The organism is Streptomyces sp. NPDC001822, from assembly GCF_042892135.1.
GTDB lineage: Bacteria > Actinomycetota > Actinomycetes > Streptomycetales > Streptomycetaceae > Streptomyces.
The window spans coordinates 476151-501043 of record NZ_JBIATW010000003.1 but is presented as its reverse complement, the minus strand read 5'-3'; the positions used below and the strand labels follow the sequence as shown (position 1 = coordinate 501043).

Sequence of the window (24893 nt, the reverse complement as noted above, 5' to 3'; positions counted from 1 at the left end):
TCGAGCAGGCACAGGCGCCCGCCGTCACCGGTGATCTGTGACGCTCCGTGGTTCGTGTACCGGTCGGTGGAGCCGGGTGCCCGCAAGGTCGCATCACGGGGTGCCGCGGTGTCGGCGCCATGTCGGGGGACTGCAGGTCCGATGTCGGTGGGGACTGGCACTTTTCGACAGGTCATCTTCCTCAGCCGAGTTCAAGGAGCGCACATGACCATCACCGTCCGACCGGGAAGCACCGTGATGTTCACCGGCGATTCGATCACCGACTGCCAACGACTGGAGAGCGAGGACGGCCTCGGGTTCGGTTACCCGCTGCGCGTCGCGGGAGAATGGGGACTCAAGCACCCGGACCGGCCCGTGACCTGGCTGAACACCGGGATCGGGGGCCACAGGGTGATGGACCTCGAAGCCCGCTGGCAGACAGACGTACTGGACGCACGCCCGGACGTGGTGTCGATCCTCGTCGGTGTCAACGACATGGGTTGGCAGACGCTGGACCCGAAGGGGCGCGTGATTCCCGCGGAGGAGTTCGAAGCGGGCTATGACCGCCTGCTCGCACCCCTCGCCGAGGCGGGCACGCAACTGATCCTCATCGAGCCGTTCCTTCTGCCGATCCACGGTGTCGTCGAGGCCGGCGCCGGTTACGCGCTCATCGGAGACGACGAGCGAAAGCAGTGGCGCACCGACCTGGACCCGAAGATCCAGGTCGTGCGCAAGCTCGCCCGCACGTACGGCGCGCATCTGCTCGCCGCCGACGACATGTTCGCCGAACTCGCCGCGACGACCGGGCCGGAGTACTGGGCTGCGGACGGCGTGCACCCGACGCCGGCTGGTCACGCCGCGCTCGCGGCGGCCTGGCTGCGCCTGGTCGCGTGACAGCTCGGCCGCAGTGCCTCGGGCGAGGCGGGAGTCGGCGGGCGGTCCCTCACATGTGGAGCTCCGCACCGGCGCAGTCGCGATGTCGCTGAGGAATGGAGGAGGGCGTAGAGCCGCCCTCAGGCGGAGCCGGTCACGGGGTGGCTCTATTCGTGGAACCCCGTCACTGTCGGCGCACGCCATGGATCGTCACAGATCGCCGGTTCTGACACGACGTCTGAACGATCCGGCAACTCTCGCAAGCAGTTCCCGCCGCCCGAGCCGGGTAGGTCCTCTGCTGGGCAGCGGGTAGCGGCGGTTTCCTGGGGTGGTGGTGGGTGCCACCACCCTCGGGGAGCACGGCCCGGCTGTGGTCTCCGGGCCGATGGATACGGCGGCCGGCTCAGGCCGGACGGCGGCCGGTTCAGGCCGGACGGCGGCCGGTTCAGGCCGGACGGCGGCCGGTTCAGGCCGGACGGACCGCGGAGATGTCGAAGGTCAGCTTCACCTTGTCACTGATCAGGACACCGCCACCCTCCAGAGCAGCGTTGTACGTCAGACCCCAGTCACTGCGGTTGATCGTCGCGGAACCCTCGAACCCGACACGAACCGTGCCCATCGGGTCCACGACCTCACCGTTCAGCGTCAGATCCAGCGCCACCGGACGGCTCACACCCTTGATCGTCAGATCACCGTTCATCCGGAACGTGTCCTCATCGACCTGCTCCGCACCCGTGCTGCGGAACGTCATCTCCGGGAACTCCTCCACCGCGAAGAAGTCACCGTTCAGAAGATGCTCGTCCCGACCCGCCAGCGCCGTGTCGATGCTCGCAATCTTGATCACGACCTCCGCAGTCGACGCCGACGGCGTCGCAGCATCCAGGTGCAGCCGCCCGTCATACTCCGTGAAACGCCCACGCATCGTCGTGACCTTCGCATACTTCAACGAGAACCCGATCTCGCTGTGCGTCGAATCGATCACCCAGTCACCCGACAGATGCGACAGACTCTCACCCGACGACACCGCCACAGCCGCAGGAGCGGCAGGCGCAGCGGTCGAGGTGGCAGCGCTCTTACGGTTGAACAGACCCATGACGAACTCCTTCAGAGGGATTGCATTTGGTTTACCTGTCAACCTTCCACCCCTCCCCGCCATTCCCCCCAAACACCCACACAACATGTGACAGCCGTCACCCCACCCCTCCCACACGGACACCACCACCCACCCCCCGACCGAGAACCGACACAACGGCCCACGAGCCCTCGCATCACCCCCTTCGGCGTCCACACCGCGCCTCCCCGAGGCCCGGCGCGACGCCGACCCCGCCGGCAGGACGGGGTCGGCGCAGCGGTGCGAGAAGGGCGCACCCTGTAGAGCGGGGCCGTCCACCCACCTCGAATCCCGGCTGCCACCCGGGGTGACCAGCGCGAGGGCGGGGCCGATATGTGTCAGGCAGTCGCATTCAGCGACGCGGACAGGTTCCCCTTGACGGCGCGGGTCGTCTCGTCCGCCAAGATCTCGGACAGGCCTGCTTCGATGCCGTCCAGAGCCTGCCTGGCCACACCCGCGGGGTCGGTCTTCCGGTCGGCGGGCACGTCTGCGGCCATGTCGGTGTCCATGTAGGCGACGTGCAACGCCGAGACGGCGATGCCACGGGGCTCCAGCTCCTGCCGGGTCGCGTTGGTCAGCGCCCATGCCGCCGCCTTGGTCGCGGCGTAGGACCCGAGGGCTGCGGGGTGCAGCCAGGACAGCACCGACAGGACATTGAGCACGGCGCCTCCGCCGTTGCCCTCGATGACGGGGGCGAAAGCCCTGGTCGCGGCGAGCGGGCCGAAGAAGTTCGTCTCCATCTCCAGCCGGACGGCATCCAGGTCACCCGCAGCCAGCGAGGCACCGGTGGACATGCCGGCATTGTTGATCAACAACGTCGCGTCGGCCGCGGCGCGGGCCGCCGCCTGAACGGATCGCTCGTCCGTGACGTCCACTCGCAGGGGGATGACGCCAGGGACATCGATCGTCTCGGGGCGGCGGGCCGTCCCGTACACCTTCGCGCCGCGCTCCACGAGCTGGGCGGCCAGGTGGCGCCCGAGGCCGCGGTTGGCACCGGTGACGACGACGACTGCGTTCTTGAGTTCCATGTCGGTTCCTTGTCCTGCGGACCGATCCGTCCGCCCGGGAAATTAGATTACATTCACAATCTAAACACTGGTCTACGATAGATGCCAATCGACATCCGAACGGAGGTGGCTCATGGGCCGCGTATCGCAGGCGCAGGCCGAGGAGAACCGTCGACGAGTCGTGGAAACCGCCTCACGGCTGTTCCGGGAGCACGGGACCCAGGTCAGCGTCGCCGACCTCATGAAGGCGTCCGGCCTGACCCACGGCGGTTTCTACAAGCAGTTCGTCTCGAAGGAAGCACTGATCAACGAGGCCACCGCCCACGCCTTCAACGAGTTCACCCGGATCCAGCAGGACACGGTGGAGCAGCAGGCCGGTAAGCGTGACGCCGCACAGCGGGCCTTGATCGACAACTACCTCTCCGTCGAGCACCGCGACAATCCGGCGGAGGGGTGCCCCGTCGCCGCTCTCGCGATCGACATGGCCCGCGAACCCGAGGACCGCGAGGCGGGCCGCGTCTTCACCGAGGGGGTGGGGGCGTTCGCCGAGCAGCTCGCCACTGATGACCAGGACGGCATCGCCCGGCTGTGCACGATGTTCGGCGCGCTCGTCCTGGCCCGGGCGACTGAGGGCTCGCCGCTGTCAGAGGACATCCTCACCGCCGCGCGCAGAGCACTGACCGACGCAGGCTGACGGCTCCTCCCCACCCCGTACAGCGGTGTGCACGGATTCCCGCCCGCCGGGATACTCGCCGCACGGGGCCGGTTCATCCGCCGCCCTCCCCTGTCCAGCCCGTCCAGCCGGACGCGGGGAATCGCGCGATCGCCCGGCCGGGATCGGGCGATCGCCGCGCGGCGCTCCGCACCCGCGGTGCGACGGACCGTTCCGCTACGCCCCCGGCATGCCTCGAAGTGCGGGCTCCTCCTCCGCCGCGCGGGCTCTGGGCGACTTGCCGTTGATCATGACCGCACCGAGGAGTGCGGCGGCGAGAAGAATGATCGCAGCCCAGGCGATGGCCACCGTGAAGCCGTGGACGGTGCCGGTGTTCACGATCGTCGTCCGCTCGGCCGGGGTCAGGCCGCCCTCGCGGGCCGCTGCGGCGAGGTGACTGGTCAGATACGCGGCCGTCACCGTGGTCGCGATCGTGTTCAGGAGAGAGGTGCCGATGGAACCGCCCACCTGCTGGGCGGTGTTGACGGTGGCCGACGTGACGCCGGAGTCCTTCGCCGGAACCCCGCTCGTGGCCGTCGAGATGATGGGCAGGAAGGTCAGTCCGAGCCCGAAGCCCAGCAGGATGGTGCCCGGCAGAATGTGCCCGGCGTACGTGGAGTCGATGTCGAGGAACGTCAGCGAGAACATGCCGCCGGCGCTCAGCAGCAGACCGGGCACCAGCAGCAGGCGTGGCGCCACCAGCGGGAGCAGCCGGGCGGAGATCTGGGTGGAGCCGATGATGATCCCGGCGGACAGCGGCAGGAACGCCAGACCGGCACTGAGCGGTGAGTACCCGAGGATGTTCTGCAGGAAGTAGGTGAGGAAGAGGAACGCCCCGAACAGGCCGATCGTCGTCATCGCCATCACGATCATCGAGCCGCCGCGGTTGCGGTCCCGGACGATCCGCAGGGGCAGCAGTGGGCCGGACGACTTCGTCTGCCACCAGGCGAACGTGACGAGCAGCGCGACGCCGATGCTCAACACGGTGAGGACCTCCGTGGAAGTCCATCCCAGCGCCTCGGCCCGGCTGAATCCGTACACGATCGCGACGAGGCCCCCGCTTCCGAGGAACGCGCCCAGGATGTCGAGATGCGCGCCCGTGGTTCCCCTGCGGTCCCTGAGCAGCGTCAGTGCGCCGATGACGGTGAGGACGGCGATGGGCACGTTCACGTACAGACACCACCGCCAACTGAGCCATTCGGTGAGGATGCCACCGAGGAGCAGCCCGATGGCCGAGCCGCCGCCCGCGATGGCGCTGAAGATGCCGAAGGCCTGGGCGCGTTCCTTGCCGGCGGGGAAGGTCGTGGTGAGCAGGGAGAGCGCGGAGGGTGCCAGGAGCGCGGCGAACACTCCCTGGAGAGCACGGGAGAGGTAGAGCATCTCCTGCCCACCGGACGCACCGCCGATCGCCGAGGCGCCGGCGAAGCCGATGAGCCCGATGATGAACGTACGCCTGCGGCCCACGAGGTCGGCGACCCTTCCGCCCAGCAGCAGGAGACCGCCGAATGCCAGGGTGTACGCGGTGATCACCCACTGTCGGTTCCCGTTACTGATGCCCAGAGCGCGCTGTGCGGAGGGGAGGGCGATGTTGACGATCGTCGCGTCGAGCACCACCATCAGCTGCGCCGTCGCGATGACGGCCAGCGCCCACCAGCGGTGCGGATCGGGTTCGTCCGCCTCGGATTCGAAGGTTCCGGTCCGCGGGTCGCCCGGTCTGCCGCTCTGCGTCCCGCCGGGCGGGTGGGGGATCGACGGTTCGCTCATCGACGTCTTCCTTCGCAGGGGACCGGTTGACCTGTGCCGCCGCGCCGCATCCGCGCAACACTCAGGACAGAACATCACGAATCGGACCGGTTCGCGTATCCGTGCGTCGGTCGGCGCGATGGCACGCCGGGCACCTCGCCCTGTCTCGTCCGGGCATCACACCGACTGATGGAGTCCGCTCCGCTCGGGAGGACCGCCCCAGGGTGATCGGCCGGCCCCGGACACCGCGCTTCGTTCGCGCCGCCCGGCGGGACCCGGCACTGTCGCGGGGATGTCCGATGTCGCACGACGGGCACCCTCGCAGGTGCGGCACCCGCACCGCACGGGTCCCGGTGCGACATGGCCTCGCGCACGAACCCGCACGCATGCCGGGCCGAGATCAGCGAGAGTGAGCCCTCGCCTCGGACCCGGTCACACGAGAGCGGCGACCAGGAAGGTGAAGGCGGCGACGACGACGGCGACGCGGACGTAGTGGAGGCGGTCCCAGCGGCCCATCTGCTGCTCCCAGTCGGCGGGCCGGTTGTCGGGGGTCCACGTCCTGCCCCGGTTGTTGATCGGGACGAGCAGCAGAATCGACATGATCACACTGACGGCGAGCAGTGCCCCGGCGGTCACGACGAGACCGGTGCCGCTCTGGTGCCGTTCCACGACGGCCCAGACCCCGACGAGGACGAGCGAGCCGATGTACCAGACCGGCATCACGGCGCCGAGCATGCGGCCCCCGTGGGCTCGCCCGAGCTGGCCGCTGTCGCCGGGGAGCGCGTCGAGGATCCGGTTGATGACGAAGGCGACGGAGAACTCCACCCCCACCATGAGACCGACGACCACGGTGGTGAAGACCTCGAGTGCATCGAGCATGATGACCTTCCCGGAATCTAGTGCCGCTAGATGACGGGTCAACGCTAGCACTTCCGTCGCTCGGTTGTCTAGCAGTGCTAGGATCGGATCATGTCGCTACAGGAACGCAAGGAGCGCGAACGGGCGGGCCGTGAGCGGCTCATCGTGACGACGGCCCGCGAACTCGCCGAGCAGCAGGGCTGGGACGCGGTCACCACCCGTCGGCTCGCCGAGCGCATCGAATACAGCCAGCCCGTGCTCTACAGCCACTTCCGCGGCAAGCGCGAGATCATCGGCGCCGTCGCCCTGGAGGGCGCCGCCGAGCTGGCGGCGAGCCTGCGGGCCGCGGTCTCCGTCGCGGACGGCGCGCGCGCCCGGGTCATCGCCCTCGCCCGCGCATACCTCGGCTTCGCCGTCTCCAACCCGGCGGTTTACGACGCCATGTTCCAGCTCGACGGCGGCCTTGCGTTCGCACGGGAGGACACCCCGGAGCCCTTGAAGGACGCCTTTGCCGCGCTGATGGAGTGCCTCGAAGAGGTCGCCGGGGACGGCGTGCACCCCGGGCTGTTCACCGAGGTGTTCTGGGCGGCCCTGCACGGGCTGGCGACCCTGACCCGGGAAGGACGGCTGCCGGCGGGCGACGCCGAGGCCAGGACGGAGCTGCTGGTGGACCGGCTCGCCGTGCTCTGACGTAACGACAACGGTCGGGACCGGCGGGCGGATCGCGCGGTCACCCGGGCTTCCGGCACACCGGAGGCCCGGGACGACGTCACGTCGCCCCGGGCCTCCGGTCGGAACACGGCTCAGATGGCGCTGACCGTGGTGTCGTCGATCAGGAAGGTGGTCTGGGAGACGGAGTCCTCGGTGCCCGTGAAGGTGAGGGTGACGGTCTTGCCCACGTACGGGGTCAGGTCGACCGTCCGCTGGACGTATCCGGTGCTCTTGTCCAGGTTGGACCATGTGCCCAGGGTGGAAGTGCCCGCCTTGACGGTCAGCTTGTCGTATGCGGCCGACTTCGGGGCCTCGTCCGTCGTGACGAAGAGGTGGAAGGAAAGAGTGGCGAAGGTGCAGGAGGCCGGGACGGTGACCTTCTGGGACAGCGTGTCGGTGTGGGTGGTGCCGTAGCCACCGAGCCACGCCTTGTAACGGCCGGTGCGGGCCGGGGTCTCGGAACTGTCGTCGATCACGCCGGAGCTCTGCGACCAGGCCGTGGCCCCGCTCTCGAAGCCGGGGTTCGCGAACAGCTGGCTCACACCGCAGCCGCTGCCCTGGGGCTGGACGGTCCAGGTGAAGCGCGCGTTGGCCACGGTGTTCTTCGAGTCGCGCACGGTCACGATCGCGTGGAAGGTCCCCGCCTTGCTCGGGGTGCCCGAGATCAGCCCGGTGGTGGCGTTGATCGACAGGCCGGTCGGGAGACCGGTCGCAGAGTGGGTCACGCCGGGGTTGGTGCTGCCCGTACGCGGCTGCAGCGAGACGGGAGTGCCGACCACACCGTGCTGGTCACCGGGGTTGGTGACGTAGGCGCCGTTGGGACGGCTGCCGACGCCGACCGCCGCCCAGGTGTCGGCGACGGTGGCGTAGGTGGCGCTGCCCTCGCCCCAGAGGTCGGCCGCGGCCTGGAGCGACTGCACGCGGGCGGCGGCGTAACCGGTGGTGGACGTGAAGCGCTCGGTGAGCGCCTTGTACCAGAGCTTGAGGGCGTTCTCCCGCCCGATGCCGGGCACGGGGAGACCGTCGGCTGTGGGACTGTTGTAGGTCACGCCGTTGATCGTCTTCTCGCCGCTGCCCTCGGCCAGCAGATAGAAGAAGTGGTTGGCGGGACCGGAGGAGAAATGCACGTCTTCGTGCTCAAGACCGCTGGTCCAGTTGTCGTATGACGCCCCGTCCTTGCTCGGCCTGTCCATGTAGCGCAGTGGCGAGCCATTGCCGAAGAGGTTCTCGCCGATCAGGTAGTCGCCGACGTCGGCCTGGTTGTCGGCGTAGAACTCCACCCCGGTACCCAGGATGTCCGAGGTGGCCTCGTTCAGACCGCCGGACTCTCCCTCGTAGATCAGGCCGGCGGTGTTGGAGGTGACGCCGTGGGTCATCTCGTGGCCCGCCACGTCCAGTTCGGTCAGCGGACGGGAGTCGTTCTCCCCGTCGCCGTAGGTCATGCAGAAGCAGTCGTCGTCCCAGAAGGCGTTGGCGTACGAGGTGCCGAAGTGGGTGCGGGAGGTCGCACCGACACCGTCGTCACGGATCCCCCGGCGCCCGAACGTGTCCTTGTAGAAGTCCCAGGTCTTCTGGGCGCCGTAGGCGGCGTCGACACCGGCGGTCTGCACACTGGCGCCGTTGCCGTCTCCCCAGACGTCGTCGTCGTCGCGGTACTGATTGAGGGTGTCACCGTGGTTCAGGTCGAACGTCTCATGGCCGCCACGACTGGCGTCGCTCAAGGTGAACGTCTGCCCCGAGGGTGTCGTGGTCAGGTCGACCTGGCCACTGTACTGGCTGTGGCCCGTGCCGGTCTGGATGTCCTGGTAGTGGCGTATCTCGGCGCCGGTCGCGGCGTCGGTGATCACGTGCAGACGGCTCGGGGTGCCGTCGTGCTGCGTCCCCTCGACCACCGACTCCCAGGCGAGCTTCGGCTTCCCCTTCGCCGCCCAGACGACGGCGCGGGGCGTGGCTGCGGACGGGCGGACGACACCGTCCTTCCTCGCGGCCCACAGTGCGTAACGCCTGGCCGAGGCAGCGGTCTTGACGGCCTTTGTCCCGGTCGCCGCGATCGAGGTCCTGGTGGCCATGTCGGTGCCGGTGACGGCGCCGCCCGGGTTCCGGTGGACGATCAGGTCACCACCGAGGACCGGCATTCCGGAATACGTGCGTTCGTAATGCGTGTGGGTGGTTCCGTCCCGGTCCTTGCCGACCGACTTGACGACCAGTTGCTCCTTGGCCCCGAGGCGCAACTGGGAAGCCGTGTCGGCCCTTTGGGACCGCGCGCGGGTCAGCAGAGCCGCCCGCTCGGTCGAGGACAGCGCGGCCGGCAGCGCTCCCGCACGGGGTGCGGGAGCGGCTGCGGGGCGGGCGTCCGTCCGTCCTGCCGTCACAGCGGTGTGGCCGTCGGCCGAGGCCGGGCCGACGGGAAGGCTGACGGCGATCACAGCCATTCCCGATATGAGGGCGCCTGCGGTGAATCTGGGTGTGCGCACGTATCACTCTCTCTGCGGCCTCCGACGAGGGTGGCCGGGGCGGTCCGGGCAGATCGCCATGTGCCTGTGTACCGCCCGGATGGCGTGTGTAGGGAAACCACATGGCTTTGAAACGGGCACAGAGTGACATCTTCTGCTGGTTGGTGTCATCTAGCCATGATCACTTCGGCTGAAACTCGCCCCTCGTCGATTACGTTGCGTATATCAATCGATGAACAATCTCCGTATTTGGCAGCACTTGACGTGACACCATGTCACCGATCACTAGCAACTTCCGCGCCACAGGGAGCTTTCCAGCCATTACGCGATCATTGCCATGCTTGCTCTATCAAGTGTGCTGACATGACCTGCATACTCACGGCTGGCAACACGTTCGTACGGGGCGCCGGGACAACGTCGCACCGAGGAGTGTTCGCGCGCAGGAAGCTCGTCCGGCTGGACGAGCGCCTTCGAAGCCGCGAGACGGGTTGGCACCGCGACCGAGTGGTGCCACACGCCGGGAGCCTTCCGGAAACGGCTCGATCCGCCCCGCCTGGATTCGAAGGGTCAACTTGTTCATGGAAAGACGTGGGCGTTCTCGCGCCCTGCCGGCGCTGATAGCCGCCGCCTGTCTCGGGATCCTCGCCGCAGCTCCGACGCCCGCCCTGGGCGCCGGCCCGGCAGCACATGCCGGAAGTTCGCTGTCCCCCGGCGACCGGGCCAAGATCGACAAAATGATCGCCGACCAGAAGCGCGCGCGGAAGATGGCGGCCGCCTCGGCCGACCGGACGCCGGCCAACGTGGACGCGGCCTGCGACGTCCCGAAGTCGGCGGACGAGGCGGTCTGCTTCGCGATGCGGGTCAAGGACGTGCACGGCGGGAAGGGGCTCCGCGCGGCCTCCGACACTCCCGCGGGTCTGGCGCCCGGTGACCTGCTGAGCGCCTACAACCTGCCCGCCGGTGGCGGCGCCGGCGCGACCATCGCCGTCGTCGCGGCCTACGACAATCCGAAGGCCGCCGCCGACCTCGCCCTGTACCGGGAGCAGTTCGGCCTTCCGCCTCTCGAAGAAGGCCAGTTCGTCAAGGTCAACCAGCGCGGCGACCAGGGCGATTACCCCTCGCCCGAGAGCGGGTGGGCCTCGGAGATCGCCCTCGACCTGGACATGGTGTCGGCCGTCGCGCCGAAGGCCAAGATCATCCTTGTCGTGGCCGACAGCTCCAGGTACACCGACCTCGGTGCGAGCGTGAACACCGCGGTCGAGCTGGGTGCGACCTACGTGTCCAACAGCTACGGACTGCCCTACTCCGCGACGTCGGGCACCGGCGAGGCCGCCGAGTTCACGGACCTCGCGGAGCAGTACTACGACCACCCCGGGGTGGCAGTGGTCGCAAGCAGTGGTGACAGCGGCCACGGTGTCACGTTCCCCGCTTCCGCCTCCACTGTCACGTCCGTCGGCGGTACCTCCCTGGTACGGGACGGGTCCACCGCGCGCGGCTGGAACGAGACGGTCTGGACAGGTACCGGATCGGGCTGCTCCGCCTTCGCGCCGAAGCCCGCCTACCAGAAGGACACCGGTTGCGACCGGCGTTCGGTCTCCGACGTCTCGGCGGTCGCCGACCCGGAGACCGGCGTGGCCGTCTACAACACGTACGGTGAGTACGGCGGGGGCTGGAGTCAGTACGGCGGCACCAGCGCCGCGGCTCCGATCATCGCGGCGACCTACGCACTGGCCGGTCCGGTGGCGGAAGGGACCCGGCCCGCCGGCTACCCCTATGCGAACCCCCGCCTCAACGACATCACGTCGGGTTCGAACGGCTCCTGCTCCCCCGCCTATCTGTGCAACGGCGCCGTGGGTTACGACGGTCCCACCGGTCTCGGCACGCCCAACGGAACCGCGGCCTTCCGCCAGGGACCGACCGGCGCGCTGAGCGGCAAGGTCACCGACGGGGCGCACAAGCCGCTGTCGGGTCGACGCGTGACGCTGGCCGACGGCGCCGGACGGCTCGTCTACTCCACGAAGACCGACAGCGACGGCGTGTACCGGCTCAACGTCTCGCCCGGGACGTACAAGGCGTCCGCGTCCCTCTTCGGACACAAGACCGCCACGGGCACCGCCCTCGTCGCCGCGGGCAAGACCGCCAAGGCCGACCTCGCACTCGTGAAGCTCCCCACGCGGAGAGTGTCCGGCAAGATCGTCGACGGCTCCGGTCAGGGCTGGCCGCTCCACGCGAAGATCACGTTCGACGAGGTGCCGGACGGGGTGTTCTACACCGACCCCAGGACCGGCGTCTACTCTGCGGATCTGCCGAGCGGAACCATGTACACCCTGCACGCCACGCCGGTCTATCCCGGCTACGAGAAGCCGTCCGACGCAAGGGTCGCGCTCGGCACGAAGGACGTGCGGCACGACATCTCCGTCAAGGCCGACATGACGTCATGTGTGGCGCCCGGCTACGGCTACTCCACGCAGGCCGCCTTCGAGGGCTGGAGCGCGGGACCCCGCAACGGGTGGAGCGTCTCGAACGCCGACGGCACCGCCGCCGGCTGGCGGTTCGACCAGCCCGCCACGGCCAACCAGACCGGCGGCGCGGGCGGCTTCGCGACGGCGTCTCCGGGAATCGACGGGGACATGGACGCCGTTGAGGACACCTCCCTGACCTCACCGGTGTTCGATCTGAGCGGGAGCACCGACGCCGACCTCCACTTCGACACGACCATGTACGACGCGTTCGAGAACGGCGCCACCTTCGACGCCGCCGTCAGCGTCGACGACGGTCAGACGTGGAAGAGCGTGTTCAACGAGGCCAGCCCGATCGTGCTGCCGCACCACGTGACCGTTCCGCTCGCTTCGGCCCTCGGCCACAGCGAAGTCCGGCTGCGCTTCCGCTTCAAGGGCAAGGGCTGGTCCCAGGTCCAGCTCGACAACGTGGGGGTCGGCAAGTGCCGACGACTCGGCGGCGGGCTGATCACCGGCGTCGTCAGGGACGCGAACACCCAGCGCCCCCTCAACGGTGCCGAAGTGACCGCTACCTGGGCTCCGAAGTCTGACCCGTACCGCACCGCCGTCAGCGCGAGGCTTCCGGGTGACAACGGGTCCGACGGCTCCTACTGGCTGTACAGCCCGCATGCCGGACGCGGCTCGATCAGCACCTCGGCACCTCGCTACACCACAGGCGTCGGCAGGGTCCCCGCTTCCGGCAAGGTGAGTGAGTACAACCCCGCTCTGAACGCAGGGCATCTGAAGGTGACCCCCGGAACGGTGGGACTGAGCGCGGCCCTGAACGGCAAGGCCGGTCAGGACATCACGCTCACCAACACCGGGCGCGCGCCGCTCACGGTCGCCGTCTGGGAGCAGAGCGGGAACGCCGCCGCGAAGGCGAGGACCACACCCGAGGGCGCCGCGTGGCGCGACCTTCCCGGTCACCCGAAGGCGGTCAAGGACAACGTCATCAGCTCCTACGAGGGCAGCATCTACTCGGTGGGCGGCTACTCCGGCTCGACCATCTATCCGAGCGGGTACGTCCTGGCTCCCGGTGCCGGGTCCTGGTCGCGCATCGCGCCGCTTCCAGAACCGCGCACGGACGCCACAGGGGCGTTCCTCGACGGCACGCTCTACGTCGTCGGCGGCTACCACTTCGGTGCCGGAGGTCTGTCCGTCCCCTCGTCGACCACCTACGCGTACCACCCTCGGAGCAACAGCTGGTCCCGGGTGGCAGACCTTCCGGAGGCGTCCGGCTCCGGTTCGGCCGCGGTTCTCGACGGGAAGCTCTACTACATAGGCGGGAAGGACAGCTCGCTCGACGACACGAAGGCCTCCTACAGCTACGACGCCGCTCGCGACAAGTGGAGCCGGATCGCTGACTATCCGATCGCGCTCACGCACGGCGGGTGCGGTGGCGTGGTGAACGCTCTCGTGTGCTCGGCCGGCGGCTCCGTCGTGCAGACCGACAGCGGTCCCCACATCGAGATGACGGCCCGCGCCTTCACCTACAGCCCCGCGGCGGACGTATGGCGTCGGATCGCCGACATGCCCTACGGGACGGCGGGGGCGTCCTATTCGGCGACCGGCGGCAGACTGCAGGTCGTCGGAGGTCACATCTGGGGGGACAGCGCCCCCAAGCGACCCCGCACCGTCGAGTACGACCCGGTCACGAATGCCTGGACGGCCCTGCCCGAGACGCCCCGCTGGACGAACCGGGGAGGACACAGCACCGGCTGCGGACTCGTCGACATCGGCGGCCAGGACACGCCGACGGGAACCACCACCACAGGTGCCGCCGTCCTGACCGGGACCGACCAGTGCGCCGGTGACGACGTCCACTGGCTGTCCACGAGTACGGCGAAGGTGACCCTGGCGCCGGGCCGCTCCACCCGGGTGCGCGTCACGGGCGACGCCCGGACGCTCACCGCTCCGGGCGGCTACGCCGCCACCCTGTCGATGATCGACGACTCGCCCTACCGCAACGCACCGGTGCCGGTCACTCTGAAGGCGACCGCTCCCGCTTCGTACACGGAGATCACGGGCACGGTCACCGCGGGAAGTCGCACCAAGCTCGCCGGCGCGAAGATCAGCCTGTCCCGTGGCGGCAAGGAACTCGTCACCACCACCACGAACGCCGAGGGCGTTTACCACGTGTGGGTGAAGAGCTCCGCGGACAAGACGCTGGTCACGGCGGCGAACGTCGGTTACGCCTCCAGCAGCCAGGAGGTGAAGACCGTCGGCGGCGGCCGGACAACGGCCGACTTCGCTCTGCGGGCCGAGTAGCGGGACCAGGTCTGCGGGCAGTCCCGCCGACCGGATGAAGGGTGTGTGCCCGGCCGGACTTCCCGGCCGGGCACACGTGCTGAGGGTCGGCGCCGTCGCGGCCCGGCGCCGCGCTACCGCCCCGGCCACCGCCTGCCAGGACCGTCCGGGCGACCGGCCCGGTCCCGTGGACCTGCGCGTGCGGCGCGCGGCTCGACCACGGAACCATGCGCGCCGTGCGGACGTCCCCGTACTCGAACCAACGATCACGATCAACTCGCCGCCCACGGCGCAGGAACGGGGACGTATGACGGGCGCGCCTGCCGACACACCGCCCGGATCGAATCGACGTCGTCCACCCGGCCGACGCGGACGGTCATTCGGCACGGCGGCCTGTGCCATCGCGCTCGGCGCACCCGCTGCCCTGCTCCTCGTACGGCTGACGGGGCTCGATGCGACCACACCGCTCGCAGTGCCGATGGTCTTCTTTCCCTGCACGACCGTCCTCGGCGTGGTCGTGCTGGGCGTGACGGCGATGGTTCCGGCGCTTCGGTCCCGATGGGTCGTGGTCGTCTCCGCAGCCCTCGTCATCGCGCACGTGGCGTTGCTGGCACCACGGTTCATATCCGAGTACCGGGACGTGCCCCCGGATTCAACGGAGTTGCGTGTCGCCACCCTCAACGCGGACGGCGGCGGCGCTGATGCCCGCGCGGTGGTCGAGTTGGTCCGCACCGAGCGGATCGATGTGCTGGCCGTGGAGCAGATGCCTTCCGCGGGCGTGAGGGCTCTCCGCAGGGCAGGACTGGACGAGTTGATGCCGTACCGGGAACTCCACCCCGAGTACGACTCCTCGATCTATTCGCGGTACCCGCTGTCGGACGGCGGCACGACACACGTCGATACCGCGTGGCCCCAGACCACCGCCGAGGTCTCGGTGGGCGGGCGGAGGACGCGGCTCGTCGCCGTTCACACCTACTACCCGTTGGGGGACACAGAGCGCTGGGCTCGGGACATGTCTGCTCTGACCGCCGTGGCCCGGCGAAGCGGCCCGGACACCGTGTTCCTGGGCGACTTCAACGCCTCCCTCGATCACGCCTCGATGCGGGCCCTGCTCGCGGCCGGGCTCACCGACGTCCATGCCGAACTCGGCCGCGGATGGAGCCGCACGTGGCCCGTCGGCCTCGGATTCGTGCCGCCTCTCATCCAGTTGGACCACGTCCTGCACGGCCCCGACCTCGCGGGGGTCTCCGTGGGCGAGCGCACCGTGCCGGGTACGGACCACAGGGCGGTCGTCGCGGTACTGGCGCTGCTGCCCGCGAAGGACCGCGCCACCTGAGGGAACAGGATCCTCCGGCCCTTCACACGGCGGGACGCACATGCACGCTGACGGCATAGCCGCAGTCCGGGTGGTAGGGATCGCCGTCCCAGGTCGCGCAGCGCCGGCGCAGGGTGAGTCCGGCCTCGGAGCACCAGCGGTCGACCTCTTCGATCGTCACCGGGGGCTCGGGCAGCGGCAGGTGCGCGGCATCCAGCCCCATGCCTGTGACCAGCAGACCACCGGGCCTCAAGGCGGCCGCCAGTTGCCGGATCACGGCTGATTCGGTGCCGGGGGCCAGCAGGGGGATGACGTTGCCGGCGGCGAGCACGAGGTCGAATCCCGGCTTCAGCTCCAGGGCGTCCAGGCGGGCCAGATCACCGAGAAGCCAGTCCTGTCCGGGTGCGCGGCGGCGGGCGACGGCGAGCATCGACGGATCGAGGTCCACACCCGTGCAGTGGTGACCCAGCTCGGCGAGCCTGATCGCGATGCGACCGGTGCCGCATCCGGCGTCGAGTACCCGCGAGCCGGGTTTCAGCAGCGCGTCGCAGAAGGCGGCCTCGCCGTGCACGTCCTGACCGGATTCCGCGAGCCGGGCGAAACGCCGGGCGTACTCCTCCCCGGCCTGTCCGCCGGTCAGTTCCGCCCAACGGTCACGTTGCCCGGTCATCTTCGGCACACCTTCCGATCGGCCCCGCCCGTCCGGAGCGAGGAGGTGACATCACATGTCCCACGTCGTGCACATCCCGTACTCGGCAACCCGGCCGGGATGAGTAGCAGGACTCATGACCGACCGGCGCCAGCCCAGGACGATGGTGACCAACACTACCGAGACCCGGGGGCCACTCATGCTCAGCCGTATCGCCGACGTCCTGGTGCCGGTCGTCGGCCGCCTGTCGGTGACCTCCGACCCCGGCGCCCACCTCGCGCCGGGCAGCATCATCGCCGCCAACCACACCTCTCTCGCCGACCCCGCCATCGTGGTCGCGGCCCTGCGCCGCCTCGGAGCCGAGCCGGTCGTCATGGCTGCCGCGGGTCTGTGGCGCATCCCGCTCCTGGGTCGCGCGCTCGCACGCGAAGGACACATCCCCGTCGTCCGCGGGGAACGCCGCGCCGCCGCTTCGCTGGACGCCGCGGCAGAGGCCCTGGAGCGGGGACGGCTCGTCCTCATCTACGCCGAGGGCGGCCTGCCCCGCCGCGAGGACGTCGCGGAAGCGGCACCAGGGCCCTTCCGAAGCGGCCTGGCCCGGCTCGCCGAGCGCACCGGCGCTCCCGTGGTGCCCGTGGGCCAGGCCGGCGCCCGCCGAGTCGTCTCGGGCAGTACGCTCAAGCAGCTCGGCGGCCTGGTCACAGCGCCGCTGCGCCGTCCGGACCTTCATGTGCACATCGGTGCGCCGCTCGAACTGACCGGAGGCCGCGTTCTCCGGACATCGACGGCGCGCACCGCGGTGACGGCCGCCTGGCGAACGGCTGCCCGTCACCTGGGCGAGCCCACCGAGCCCGCCGCCCCGTCACACCTTCGTCGCGCAACGTGCTCGCCCTCGCCCTCGCCCTCGCCCTCGCCCTCGCCCTCGTCCTCGTCCTCGTCCTCGTCTTCGTCCGATGAGCTGACCGGGCAGCGGGAGGTCAGGAGTGTGCTGGCCGGAGGCGTCGCTCGCCGTGCCACGGGTCAGGGTGCCGGAAAGACGAGCGGCACGCCGTAGCGTTCTCCCGCGCGGTGGAGGGCGGGGAAGAGTGCGGTGCGAAGGCCACGGACCTCGGCCGCGTGGTCGGTCAGGAAGCGCTCCCGGACCTTCCGGCGGACCGGTTCGCGGACGGCCTCGACGGGGCGCATGCAGTGGGCGTAGGCGCCACCGAGTCCGGTGTTCACACGGGCCAGGTCGGCTGCGGGGGTGCTCATCAGACGGCGGTCGACCAGTGCGAAGAAGGCCCTCTGGTCGGCTGCGGCGTACCCCTCACGCGCGAGACAGCCCGGCAGGTCGCGCAGTGCGCGCCGGGCGGCGGAGTCCCCCTTCACCGCATTGTCCAGCGCGCCGAACCACGCCTTCTGCAGGGGCTGGTAGCGCTTCGCCACCTGCTCGGCGGCGGTCGCTCCCACCGCCCGGCAGCGGTGTGTCTCGGTGGCTCCGCCCGCGCGGGCCGAGGCGGATGCCCGCGGACCCGTGGGGACCTCGGCGCTGCGCCCGAACCCGTGCCGGCCGAGAAAGCCGAGATCAGGCAGGTCGCCGAACGGGATGAACGCCACCGGGACTTCCTCGGTCAGCCGGAATCCGCCGGCACGGGCACACTCGGCGGCGGCAGCCCGGGCGAGCTGTTGCCCGAACACGTTCAGACCCTGGGTCCAACGTGTTTCGGCGCCGGTCGTGGGCAGGACCATGCGCACGGGGTCGTCCGGCAGGGCTTGAGTGAGGCGCCCGGGCGCCTCCGCGACGGACTGTTGTCCGTCGGACGCGCCGACGGCCGTACTGCACGCGGCGGTGAGCAGCGCGGTTGCCGCAGCGACGGCGGCACGCGCGAGGGACCTGTGAGGCACGTCCGTCCCTTCTGGGAGGCGACGCCCCCGGGGTGCCGCAGGTGTCCGTGCACCGGCGGCACCCCGGGAGCTCGGGATGAGTAAGTCAGTGGGTCAGTGGGTCAGTGAGTGATCGTGACCGTGTCGCCGCCGCCGTTGTAGCTGGCCACGGTGAACGGCGTGTTGTCGCCGACGTCGGTGCACAGCCAGTAGTCGGAGTCGTTCAGGCTGTGGGAGCCGTCCTCGGCGTAGACGTACCCGGCGGCACAGGTGAGCCAGGTTCCGTTGGAGCGGCGCAGGCGGCCCGCGTAGAAGTCGTAGATCGGGGCCGCGTTGTTGTAGGAGTACGTCAGGTTGAGGTCGCCGCAGGTGCTGCTGGCGGACTTGTTGCGGACCGTGCCGACGCCGTTGGGGCCGCCGGTGGTCAGCGACGAGGCGACGCAGGCCTGCGCGGAGGCCGACGCGACGGGGGCGAGTGCCACACCGGTCGCGGCGGTGACGAGCGCGAGTGCTCCGGCGGCGACGGTGCGGTTGATGCCTGGCCTCTTCAGCATGTCTGTCTCCCCTGTCGGATCGTGACGGGCGCTCGGCGTGCGCCGGGGCCCGTGTGGTGTCGCGGGAAACACTCGCATCGCGGCCCCGCCCCCACCACGACCTTCGAGGAGGGTCGAAAGTGCCGAGCCAGGCGGTGGAATGCCCAGTTCCCGTGGGGCTGTGGTGACGGCTGGGTCCGCTGAGGCAGCAGATTCCTTTGTGGACCGTGGCGGGGCCGACTACCGACGACCGGAGGTCTCCGCGCACGGCGCCGGAGCGGGCCCGCGGAGCATCGCCGCGCCGAGGGGCGTGAGGACGTGCAGGACGGTGTTCTGCACGCGGCGGCTCGTGATCAGCCCGGCGTCACGGAGGATCGTGGTGTGGTGCGTGGCCGTGGCGGGAGTCACGCCGAGGGACCGGGCGAGCTCCGAGGTCGTCGCGCCGAGGGCGAGTGTGCGCAGCGCGGTGGCCCTGGTCCTGCCCAGCAGCGCGCACAGGGCGAGATCGGGGCGGGCCGGCTCGGGAGGCCTGGCGCCGTGCACGGGGTAGACCAGTACGGGCCTCAGGGCGCCGTCGGCCAGGGACATCGGCAGCTTCCAGCAGAAGTGGGAGGGCACCAGACGCAGTCCGCGGCCTTCGAGATGGAGGTCGCGGTCCTCGACGTAGTCGACGTGCAGCACGGGCGGGCGCCATCGCATGGAGGGCGAGAGGCCCGCGAGCAGTCCGCCGACGCCGGTGTCGAGGGTCGCGCGTGCGGCCAGCCCTCGCTCGCCCGCGAGCGACTCGCACATGCGGTCGTGATGGGGCGCGACGACGGCTTCGTGGTACGCCCGCAGTACCCGGACCAGTTCCTCCCGGCTGTCGCGTTCGACGATCCTGGGCGCCCAGTCCGGGGCGCCGCTTCTCCTGGCCAGCAGGTCCATCTCGTGGGCGACCCGGGCGGGCGGGGTGTCGAGGATCGCGGCGAGTCCCGGCTCCAGTCCGTGCGCGGACTCGTGCGGAGTGAGGAAGTCGGGCAGATAGGGAGCCCTGGGCAGCATCGGCGTGAGCAAGCGGCGTACGGCCGCGCCGAGCCGGGTGCCCGCGAGCGTGGCGCGGGTGCTGTGGTGCCAGTCGGCGTAGGCCCAGCGGCCCTGCGAGGTCTGGAGCCGCTGGAGGCTGAAGACGATCTCCCACAGGGGGTCGGGTGTGCTCGCCACCTGGATGCGGGTCAGGTCGCCGGACGTGAAGTGGATACGCAGCAAGGACGTCTCCCCCAGTTCGGCAGTCCTCCTGCTCGAGCTGCCGGTCGATGCTCGGGCTCCGCCTCCCTGGACAGCAGACCCCGGGAGCAGGCCCGAACCGCACCGTCACGGGGACTGTGCAGGTACAGGCTGCTTCCTCGCTCTGTCGTTGCGGACGCGTCACTGCTGCCCGGGCGGAGGCCGGCGGCAGAGGGCTGAGCGCGCACCGCGCAGGGGGCTTCGGCTTTCGAGCAACCCGGTCGTGCGACCCGTCTGCTCCACTCCCCCTCCGTATCGGAACCCCGCGGCCCCCGGATTCCCCCGTCCGAGAGGTTCTGCTTCCGAGAGGTTCTGACGCCAACTACGACCGTCCGGGCGGGGGATCGGTTGCATGACGGCCGAACATTTTCGACTGCGGAGCGACGCGCGCTCGACGGCGCCGCGCGGCCGTGCGGTCGGATCCGTCAGGGCCGTTCCGGGTGCCTCCCGCGCAGCGACGGTCGTCTCGGGTCACCCACTCCGGCCGCGGGTTGTCCGGCCCGCTCCTCGCCTGCCCGGCGACGTCCTCCCGGCCGCCCGGTCGTCCGCCGCCTTGCGCCTCATGGCCTTCCTGGCAGGGGGGTTTCGGGGCCCCGGCTTCCTTTGCGCCGCCTTCCGAGCCATTGCCCTCTTCGCAGGAGGGTTCTTCGGCCCGGGTTTCCTGTCGGTGGGCTGCTCAGGGGTCACCCTCGTCGTCCGACGGCGACGCGGGCGCTCGTCCGGCGGTTCCTCGTCCTGCTCCTCGTCGGTGTACCCGTCCTGCTCCTCGTCGGTGTACCCGTCCTGCTCCTCGTCGGTGTACCCGTCCTCCTCCTCGTCGGTGTACTCGTCCTCCTCCTCGTCGGTGTACTCGTCCTCGTCGTCGGCATACTCGTCGTCCGGCGCGCCGGTCAGGGCGAGCAGCCGCTGTTGCAGGTTCTCGCTCAGGGACGACACACCTCGACCGGTCGCCTCGGAAAGCGCTCCTCGCCCGGGGGTGAGCAGCTCCTCCCGCACTTGTTCGCCGAGCTGAGCGAACTGCGGATTCTCGCCGAGTTTCCGCGCCCCCGCCTCGATGAGACTTTTCGGGTCGAGTGATTTGCCGGTGGCGAGGGCGACAAGACCCAGAGCGAGTTTCCCCTGCCCTGTCCTGCCGATGATGTATCCGGCCGCGAGCGCGGCCACGAGAGTTGCCCTTGTGGTGGTGTCCATAGCGGTGCGCCTCACACACGTGCGACGGCGATGTTTCAGCCTGCACGTATTCGATTCCGAGGGCTTCACCCGCGTGCCTGTGCACCGGTGGCCCCCCTCCATTGTGCGCGGTGCGCCGGATACGCGCGCAGGCGGAGGAAATGCGAGCGGAACCGCTTCCTCACGTCGGTCAGATTTCCGATCGCACGCATGCCGAAGGCCCGGACCCCGGGCATGCGCCCACGGGTCCGGGCCTGGCGGTTCGGCCGCCGGTCAGACAACCTCGGGACCGCGGCGGTGCGACAAGGGCCTTGGCCCTGTCCGGACGCCTGCGAGTACCGGGTCAGCCGGTCAGCTTCCGTGCAGGTCAGCTTCCGTGCAGGTACTGGGTGTAGTAGTAGCCGCCCTCGCCCTCGAAGTGCGCCCTCTTCTCCTTGCCGTAGGTGATCCCGTACGGGCCACCGAGGTTCAGGTACTCCCCGGCCTCGCGAGCGCCCTCGATCTTCTGGTAGCCGGCGCCTTCGGTCACGCCCTCCCAGTCATTGGCGGCCGCGGGCGCTGCAGCCACGAACCCGGCGGCGGCGACGGTGGCAAGGGTGATCGCAATACGACGAAGCATGGGGCTCCCTCTCAGGAAGTGCGCAACGAATGTGGCGAGGCACCAGGCTCTACCTCAGGTGGTGCGAGGGAGATCACGCCGCACACACCGGGCGGAGAATCAACCTGATCGGGCGCAGGCCGACCACCTGAGAGACAGCCGAGTTCACGAAGGCGGCCCGATGGAGGCCGGAAGAATTCAGCTGGTCGCACTTCTCGCCCGACGCCCCTACGGAGTTCGGCGCAGTTCGGCGCACCGGGATTCGTCCCGAGCCGCTTCGGAGCGCGTGCGGCGTGGTCAAAGGACCTGGCCTCCAGGGTCGAGCCCTTCACCACTGGTCGCCGCGACCGGCCCGAGTTCGTCAGGCGGCCACGCCCGCCTGACGTCGAGTCACCCAGCAGGCGGCCGTCTCGACGCGGTGGCGATCACGGTTCATGATGTATGTCATGGACACGCCTCGCACCTTCGGCTTCGCCCTGTCCGCCGCCGTTGCCTTCACCCTCGTGACCTCCGGTACCGCACACGCGGAACCGACGGTGCCCGAACACGCGGTCATCGTCTGTGACAGTGCGAGTTTCTACGCGAACTACGACAGTTCGTCCGGACCTGCCACCCTGAAACGGATCCTGCCGCGTGGCGACAAGGTCGGGCACACCCGTGGCGCCCACCCCGTCTACAACGGATGGGCCGCCACGTTCGACTTCGGGCCCAACGACTGGGGCTTCGTCCGGCAGGAATGCCTCGGTGGGTACGGATCCTGGTGACCGGACGCCTCGACGACGAGAGGACTTCTCGATGACCCGCACGAGCAGGCTCGGTGCCCTGACCCTGGCCCTGACGGCCGCGGTGACAGCCATGACGGTGAGCCCGGCAGCTTCCGCCGACGGCACGGTGGGACAGCGTGAAACGGTCTGCGCCCAGGACCTCTTCGTGCGGGTCACCGCCCCCCACGGGGCATGGATGGGCACGCTGTGCCGGGGCCAGACGTTCCTGGTCGAGCAGGGTGGCGGAGATTGGGTGTACGGATTCGCCTACGGGGACATCAACCGCCGCGGCTGGGTGCAGAACGGCTGGTTCTGCTGACCCGCCCGCCCGATGCCGCCACCGGTTGCCCGCTCCCTCGGTGGCGGGCGGCCGGTGACGGATGGCCTGACGGACGGCCGGTGACGGGAGCGAAGATCGAGCGCATGTCCTCGCAGCTCATCGGCAGGTGCACGCATCCGTGTCACAGGACGTCGGGCTGTCTCGTCCCAGGGTGTGGAAGCCACCGACGAGCACGGAGGAGAACCCGATGGACACGCGACTGAACTACTTCGCCGACCCGGTCGCCGCCAAGGCCCTCAAGCACCTGATGTCAGCCGGCAAGGCGCTCAAGGAATCGCGGCTGCCGGCCACGACGCAGGAGCTCGTGGCACTGCGCGTGAGTCAGATCAACGGCTGCGCCGTCTGCATCGACATGCACACCAAGGAGGCCACCGCGGCCGGCGAGACCTCGGTGCGGCTGCATCTGGTGGCGGCATGGCGGGAGGCCACGGTCTTCACCGAGGCCGAGCGCGCCGCCCTGGAACTGGCGGAGCAGGGAACCCGGATCACGGACGCGCCCGGCGGGATCAGCGACGAGGTCTGGGCGCGAGGCGCGAAGCACTACGACGAGGACCAGCTCACTGCGCTGGTCGTCCTGATCTCCTTCATGAACACGGCGAACCGGCTGAACATCATCGCGAGGCAGCCCGCCGGGGACTACGAGGTGGGTCAGTTCCACTGACGGGCGCAGACGAGAGACCCGTCGCGTACGCGGCAGGCGGTTGTGAACGATGTGTTTGGAAACGCCGAAGCGGTAAAGACGGTGCGTTGACACAACCTTTGTACGAGAGGTAGGAGACGCATCATGGGCATCCTCGCCTGGATCATCATCGGACTGCTCGCCGGCCTCATCGCCAAGGCGCTGATGCCGGGCAAGGACCCCGGCGGCATCATCATCACGATGCTCATCGGCATCGCGGGAGGGCTCCTCGGCGGCTGGCTCGGCAAGGCCGTATTCGGTGTCGACTCCATCGACGGGTTCTTCGATCTCTCCACCTGGATAGCCGCCATCGTCGGCTCGATCATCCTCCTGGCCCTGTACCGGGTCATCACGGGCAACCGGCACTCCCGTCACGCCTGACACCGCACCGCCCCCGCAGACCGGAAAGGGATCCACGCCCCACGGGGTGTGGATCCCTTTCCGGTGCAGCGAGTAACTGTCCGTCTCTCGGCGGAAGGCCCGGCCATTGGGGTGAGGTCCCGGCTCGATGCCGTCGGGAGCGGCGGCGACCGGCGCTCCCCCGCCGTCGCAGGATCGCGCGGCTCCACGACGGTCCGGGGCAGCGGCTCCACCGCCCGCGCCGGCACGGAACCCCGGCGACCACCACTCGAAGCGCCATCGCGCCCACCTGCGCCCGGCACCCCCCGTCGTCCCGGCTCACTCCCCGCCGTGCGGACGCCGACCGGCGGACTTATCGTGGCCTGGCAGTCCCGGGCCTGATCTCCGAGGCATGTCGAACTCACGGTCGCGGTCGTGGAGTTCGGAATCGACAGGAGTGCTTGATGAACGCCACACGGAAAGTCGCCATCATCACGGGTGCGTCAGGGGGCATCGGAGCCGCCCTGGTGAAGGCCTACCGCGCGATGGGATACGCGGTGACCGCGACCGGCGGCCGTTCCGCCCCGACGTCGAGCGACCCCGGAGTGCTCGCCCTGGCCGCCGACGTGGCTGAGCCGGGTACCGGCGCGCGGCTGGTCGAGGCTACCGTCGACCGGTTCGGGCGCATCGACACACTGGTCAACTGCGCCGGGGTCTTCGTGTCGAAGCCGTTCACCGAGTACACCGACGCGGACTACGAGCTGGTGACCGGGGCGAACGTGCGCGGCTTCTTCGAGGTGTCGCGCAGCGTGATCGCCGCGATGCTCTCCCGTGACGACGGCGGCCACATCGTGAACGTTTCGACCAGCCTCGTCGACAACGCGGACGTCGAGGTCCCCTCGGCGCTCGCGTCACTGACCAAGGGGGGCCTCAACGGCGTCACGAAGTCGCTGGCGATCGAGTACGCCACCCGGGGGATCCGGGTGAACACGGTCGCACTCGGTGTCATCCGGACCCCCATGCACCCGACCGATCCCGACGGCTTCCAGGCGGCGCGCCACCCGGTCCGCCGAATGGGTGAGGTGGACGACGTGGTCCGGGCCGTGCTGTACCTCGAGCAGGCACCGTTCGTCACCGGTGAGATCTCGCACGTCGACGGCGGGCAGAGCGCGGGGCACTGACGAGGCG

Annotated in this window: 21 protein-coding genes and 1 pseudogene; 11 read left to right on the top strand and 11 right to left on the bottom strand. The window is 69.7% G+C overall.

The genetic code is table 11. The features are described from left to right. The first annotated feature begins 204 nt into the window (after positions 1–204). Positions 205–873 (top strand): SGNH/GDSL hydrolase family protein, encoded by a 669-nt coding sequence (locus ACFYY2_RS10185; protein WP_388739712.1) that lies wholly within the window; start codon positions 205–207, stop codon positions 871–873. 445 nt (positions 874–1318) lie between these two features. On the opposite strand, the gene ACFYY2_RS10180 is transcribed toward ACFYY2_RS10185, so the two are convergent. Together ACFYY2_RS10180 and ACFYY2_RS10175 are read right to left on the bottom strand one after the other, a co-directional pair. Next, positions 1319–1945 carry a YceI family protein gene (locus ACFYY2_RS10180; protein WP_388739710.1) on the bottom strand — a complete coding sequence of 209 codons (627 nt, stop codon included), beginning with the start codon at positions 1943–1945 and terminating at the stop codon, positions 1319–1321. A 356-nt stretch (positions 1946–2301) separates the two neighbouring features. Then, positions 2302–2991 carry an SDR family oxidoreductase gene (locus ACFYY2_RS10175; protein WP_388739708.1) on the bottom strand — a complete coding sequence of 230 codons (690 nt, stop codon included), beginning with the start codon at positions 2989–2991 and terminating at the stop codon, positions 2302–2304. Between the two features lie 112 nt (positions 2992–3103). Here ACFYY2_RS10175 and ACFYY2_RS10170 point away from each other — a divergent pair, with 112 nt between their 5' ends. Next, positions 3104–3664 carry a TetR/AcrR family transcriptional regulator gene (locus ACFYY2_RS10170; protein ID WP_388739705.1) on the top strand — a complete coding sequence of 187 codons (561 nt, stop codon included), beginning with the start codon at positions 3104–3106 and terminating at the stop codon, positions 3662–3664. Positions 3665–3859: 195 nt separating this feature from the next. Here the strand turns inward: ACFYY2_RS10170 and ACFYY2_RS10165 are convergent, their stop codons facing one another. Together ACFYY2_RS10165 and ACFYY2_RS10160 are read right to left on the bottom strand one after the other, a co-directional pair. Then, on the bottom strand, positions 3860–5446 hold the full coding sequence (locus ACFYY2_RS10165) for an MFS transporter (protein ID WP_388739703.1): 1587 nt from the start codon (positions 5444–5446) through the stop codon (positions 3860–3862). Between the two features lie 411 nt (positions 5447–5857). Next, a complete protein-coding gene (locus ACFYY2_RS10160) occupies positions 5858–6304 on the bottom strand; it encodes an anthrone oxygenase family protein (protein ID WP_388739700.1) in 447 nt (148 codons plus the stop codon). A 90-nt stretch (positions 6305–6394) separates the two neighbouring features. Between ACFYY2_RS10160 and ACFYY2_RS10155 the strand changes: the two genes are divergently transcribed. After that, positions 6395–6973 (top strand): TetR/AcrR family transcriptional regulator, encoded by a 579-nt coding sequence (locus tag ACFYY2_RS10155; protein WP_388739698.1) that lies wholly within the window; start codon positions 6395–6397, stop codon positions 6971–6973. Between the two features lie 113 nt (positions 6974–7086). Here the strand turns inward: ACFYY2_RS10155 and ACFYY2_RS10150 are convergent, their stop codons facing one another. Beyond that, positions 7087–9426 carry a M4 family metallopeptidase gene (locus ACFYY2_RS10150; RefSeq protein ID WP_388740058.1) on the bottom strand — a complete coding sequence of 780 codons (2340 nt, stop codon included), beginning with the start codon at positions 9424–9426 and terminating at the stop codon, positions 7087–7089. 599 nt (positions 9427–10025) lie between these two features. On the opposite strand from ACFYY2_RS10150, the gene ACFYY2_RS10145 reads away from it, so the two are divergent. Both ACFYY2_RS10145 and ACFYY2_RS10140 read left to right on the top strand, forming a co-directional pair. Beyond that, on the top strand, positions 10026–14213 hold the full coding sequence (locus tag ACFYY2_RS10145; protein WP_388739695.1) for a carboxypeptidase regulatory-like domain-containing protein: 4188 nt from the start codon (positions 10026–10028) through the stop codon (positions 14211–14213). A gap of 286 nt (positions 14214–14499) precedes the next feature. After that, entirely contained in the window at positions 14500–15528 is a 1029-nt protein-coding gene (locus ACFYY2_RS10140; protein ID WP_388739692.1) for an endonuclease/exonuclease/phosphatase family protein, read from the top strand. A gap of 22 nt (positions 15529–15550) precedes the next feature. On the opposite strand, the gene ACFYY2_RS10135 is transcribed toward ACFYY2_RS10140, so the two are convergent. Then, positions 15551–16177, bottom strand: coding sequence for a class I SAM-dependent methyltransferase (locus ACFYY2_RS10135; protein WP_388739690.1), 627 nt, complete (start codon positions 16175–16177; stop codon positions 15551–15553). A 178-nt stretch (positions 16178–16355) separates the two neighbouring features. Here ACFYY2_RS10135 and ACFYY2_RS10130 point away from each other — a divergent pair. Then, positions 16356–17015, top strand: a pseudogene (locus ACFYY2_RS10130) (lysophospholipid acyltransferase family protein); the annotation flags it as partial. A gap of 161 nt (positions 17016–17176) precedes the next feature. Here the strand turns inward: ACFYY2_RS10130 and ACFYY2_RS10125 are convergent. From ACFYY2_RS10125 to ACFYY2_RS10105, 5 genes are all read right to left on the bottom strand, one after another. Further along, complete coding sequence (locus ACFYY2_RS10125; RefSeq protein ID WP_388739686.1) at positions 17177–18040, bottom strand: hypothetical protein; 864 nt, start codon at positions 18038–18040, stop codon at positions 17177–17179. A 101-nt stretch (positions 18041–18141) separates the two neighbouring features. Continuing rightward, positions 18142–18573 (bottom strand): hypothetical protein, encoded by a 432-nt coding sequence (locus ACFYY2_RS10120; RefSeq protein ID WP_388739685.1) that lies wholly within the window; start codon positions 18571–18573, stop codon positions 18142–18144. Positions 18574–18792: 219 nt separating this feature from the next. Further along, entirely contained in the window at positions 18793–19797 is a 1005-nt protein-coding gene (locus ACFYY2_RS10115; RefSeq protein WP_388739682.1) for a helix-turn-helix domain-containing protein, read from the bottom strand. Positions 19798–20286: 489 nt separating this feature from the next. After that, complete coding sequence (locus tag ACFYY2_RS10110) at positions 20287–21006, bottom strand: hypothetical protein (RefSeq protein WP_388739680.1); 720 nt, start codon at positions 21004–21006, stop codon at positions 20287–20289. A 346-nt stretch (positions 21007–21352) separates the two neighbouring features. Beyond that, positions 21353–21604, bottom strand: coding sequence for a hypothetical protein (locus tag ACFYY2_RS10105; protein WP_388739677.1), 252 nt, complete (start codon positions 21602–21604; stop codon positions 21353–21355). 425 nt (positions 21605–22029) lie between these two features. On the opposite strand from ACFYY2_RS10105, the gene ACFYY2_RS10100 reads away from it, so the two are divergent. The 5 genes from ACFYY2_RS10100 (at position 22030) to ACFYY2_RS10080 (ending at position 24886) form a co-directional block, all read left to right on the top strand. Then, a complete protein-coding gene (locus tag ACFYY2_RS10100; protein WP_388739675.1) occupies positions 22030–22347 on the top strand; it encodes a hypothetical protein in 318 nt (105 codons plus the stop codon). A gap of 31 nt (positions 22348–22378) precedes the next feature. Continuing rightward, positions 22379–22666, top strand: coding sequence for a hypothetical protein (locus ACFYY2_RS10095; RefSeq protein ID WP_388739673.1), 288 nt, complete (start codon positions 22379–22381; stop codon positions 22664–22666). Positions 22667–22874: 208 nt separating this feature from the next. Next, complete coding sequence (locus ACFYY2_RS10090; RefSeq protein WP_388739670.1) at positions 22875–23348, top strand: carboxymuconolactone decarboxylase family protein; 474 nt, start codon at positions 22875–22877, stop codon at positions 23346–23348. A 123-nt stretch (positions 23349–23471) separates the two neighbouring features. Next, positions 23472–23747 (top strand): GlsB/YeaQ/YmgE family stress response membrane protein, encoded by a 276-nt coding sequence (locus tag ACFYY2_RS10085; RefSeq protein WP_388739667.1) that lies wholly within the window; start codon positions 23472–23474, stop codon positions 23745–23747. Positions 23748–24169: 422 nt separating this feature from the next. After that, positions 24170–24886, top strand: a complete 717-nt coding sequence (locus ACFYY2_RS10080) for an SDR family NAD(P)-dependent oxidoreductase (protein ID WP_388739665.1) — start codon at positions 24170–24172, stop codon at positions 24884–24886. The last annotated feature ends 7 nt before the right edge of the window (positions 24887–24893 follow it).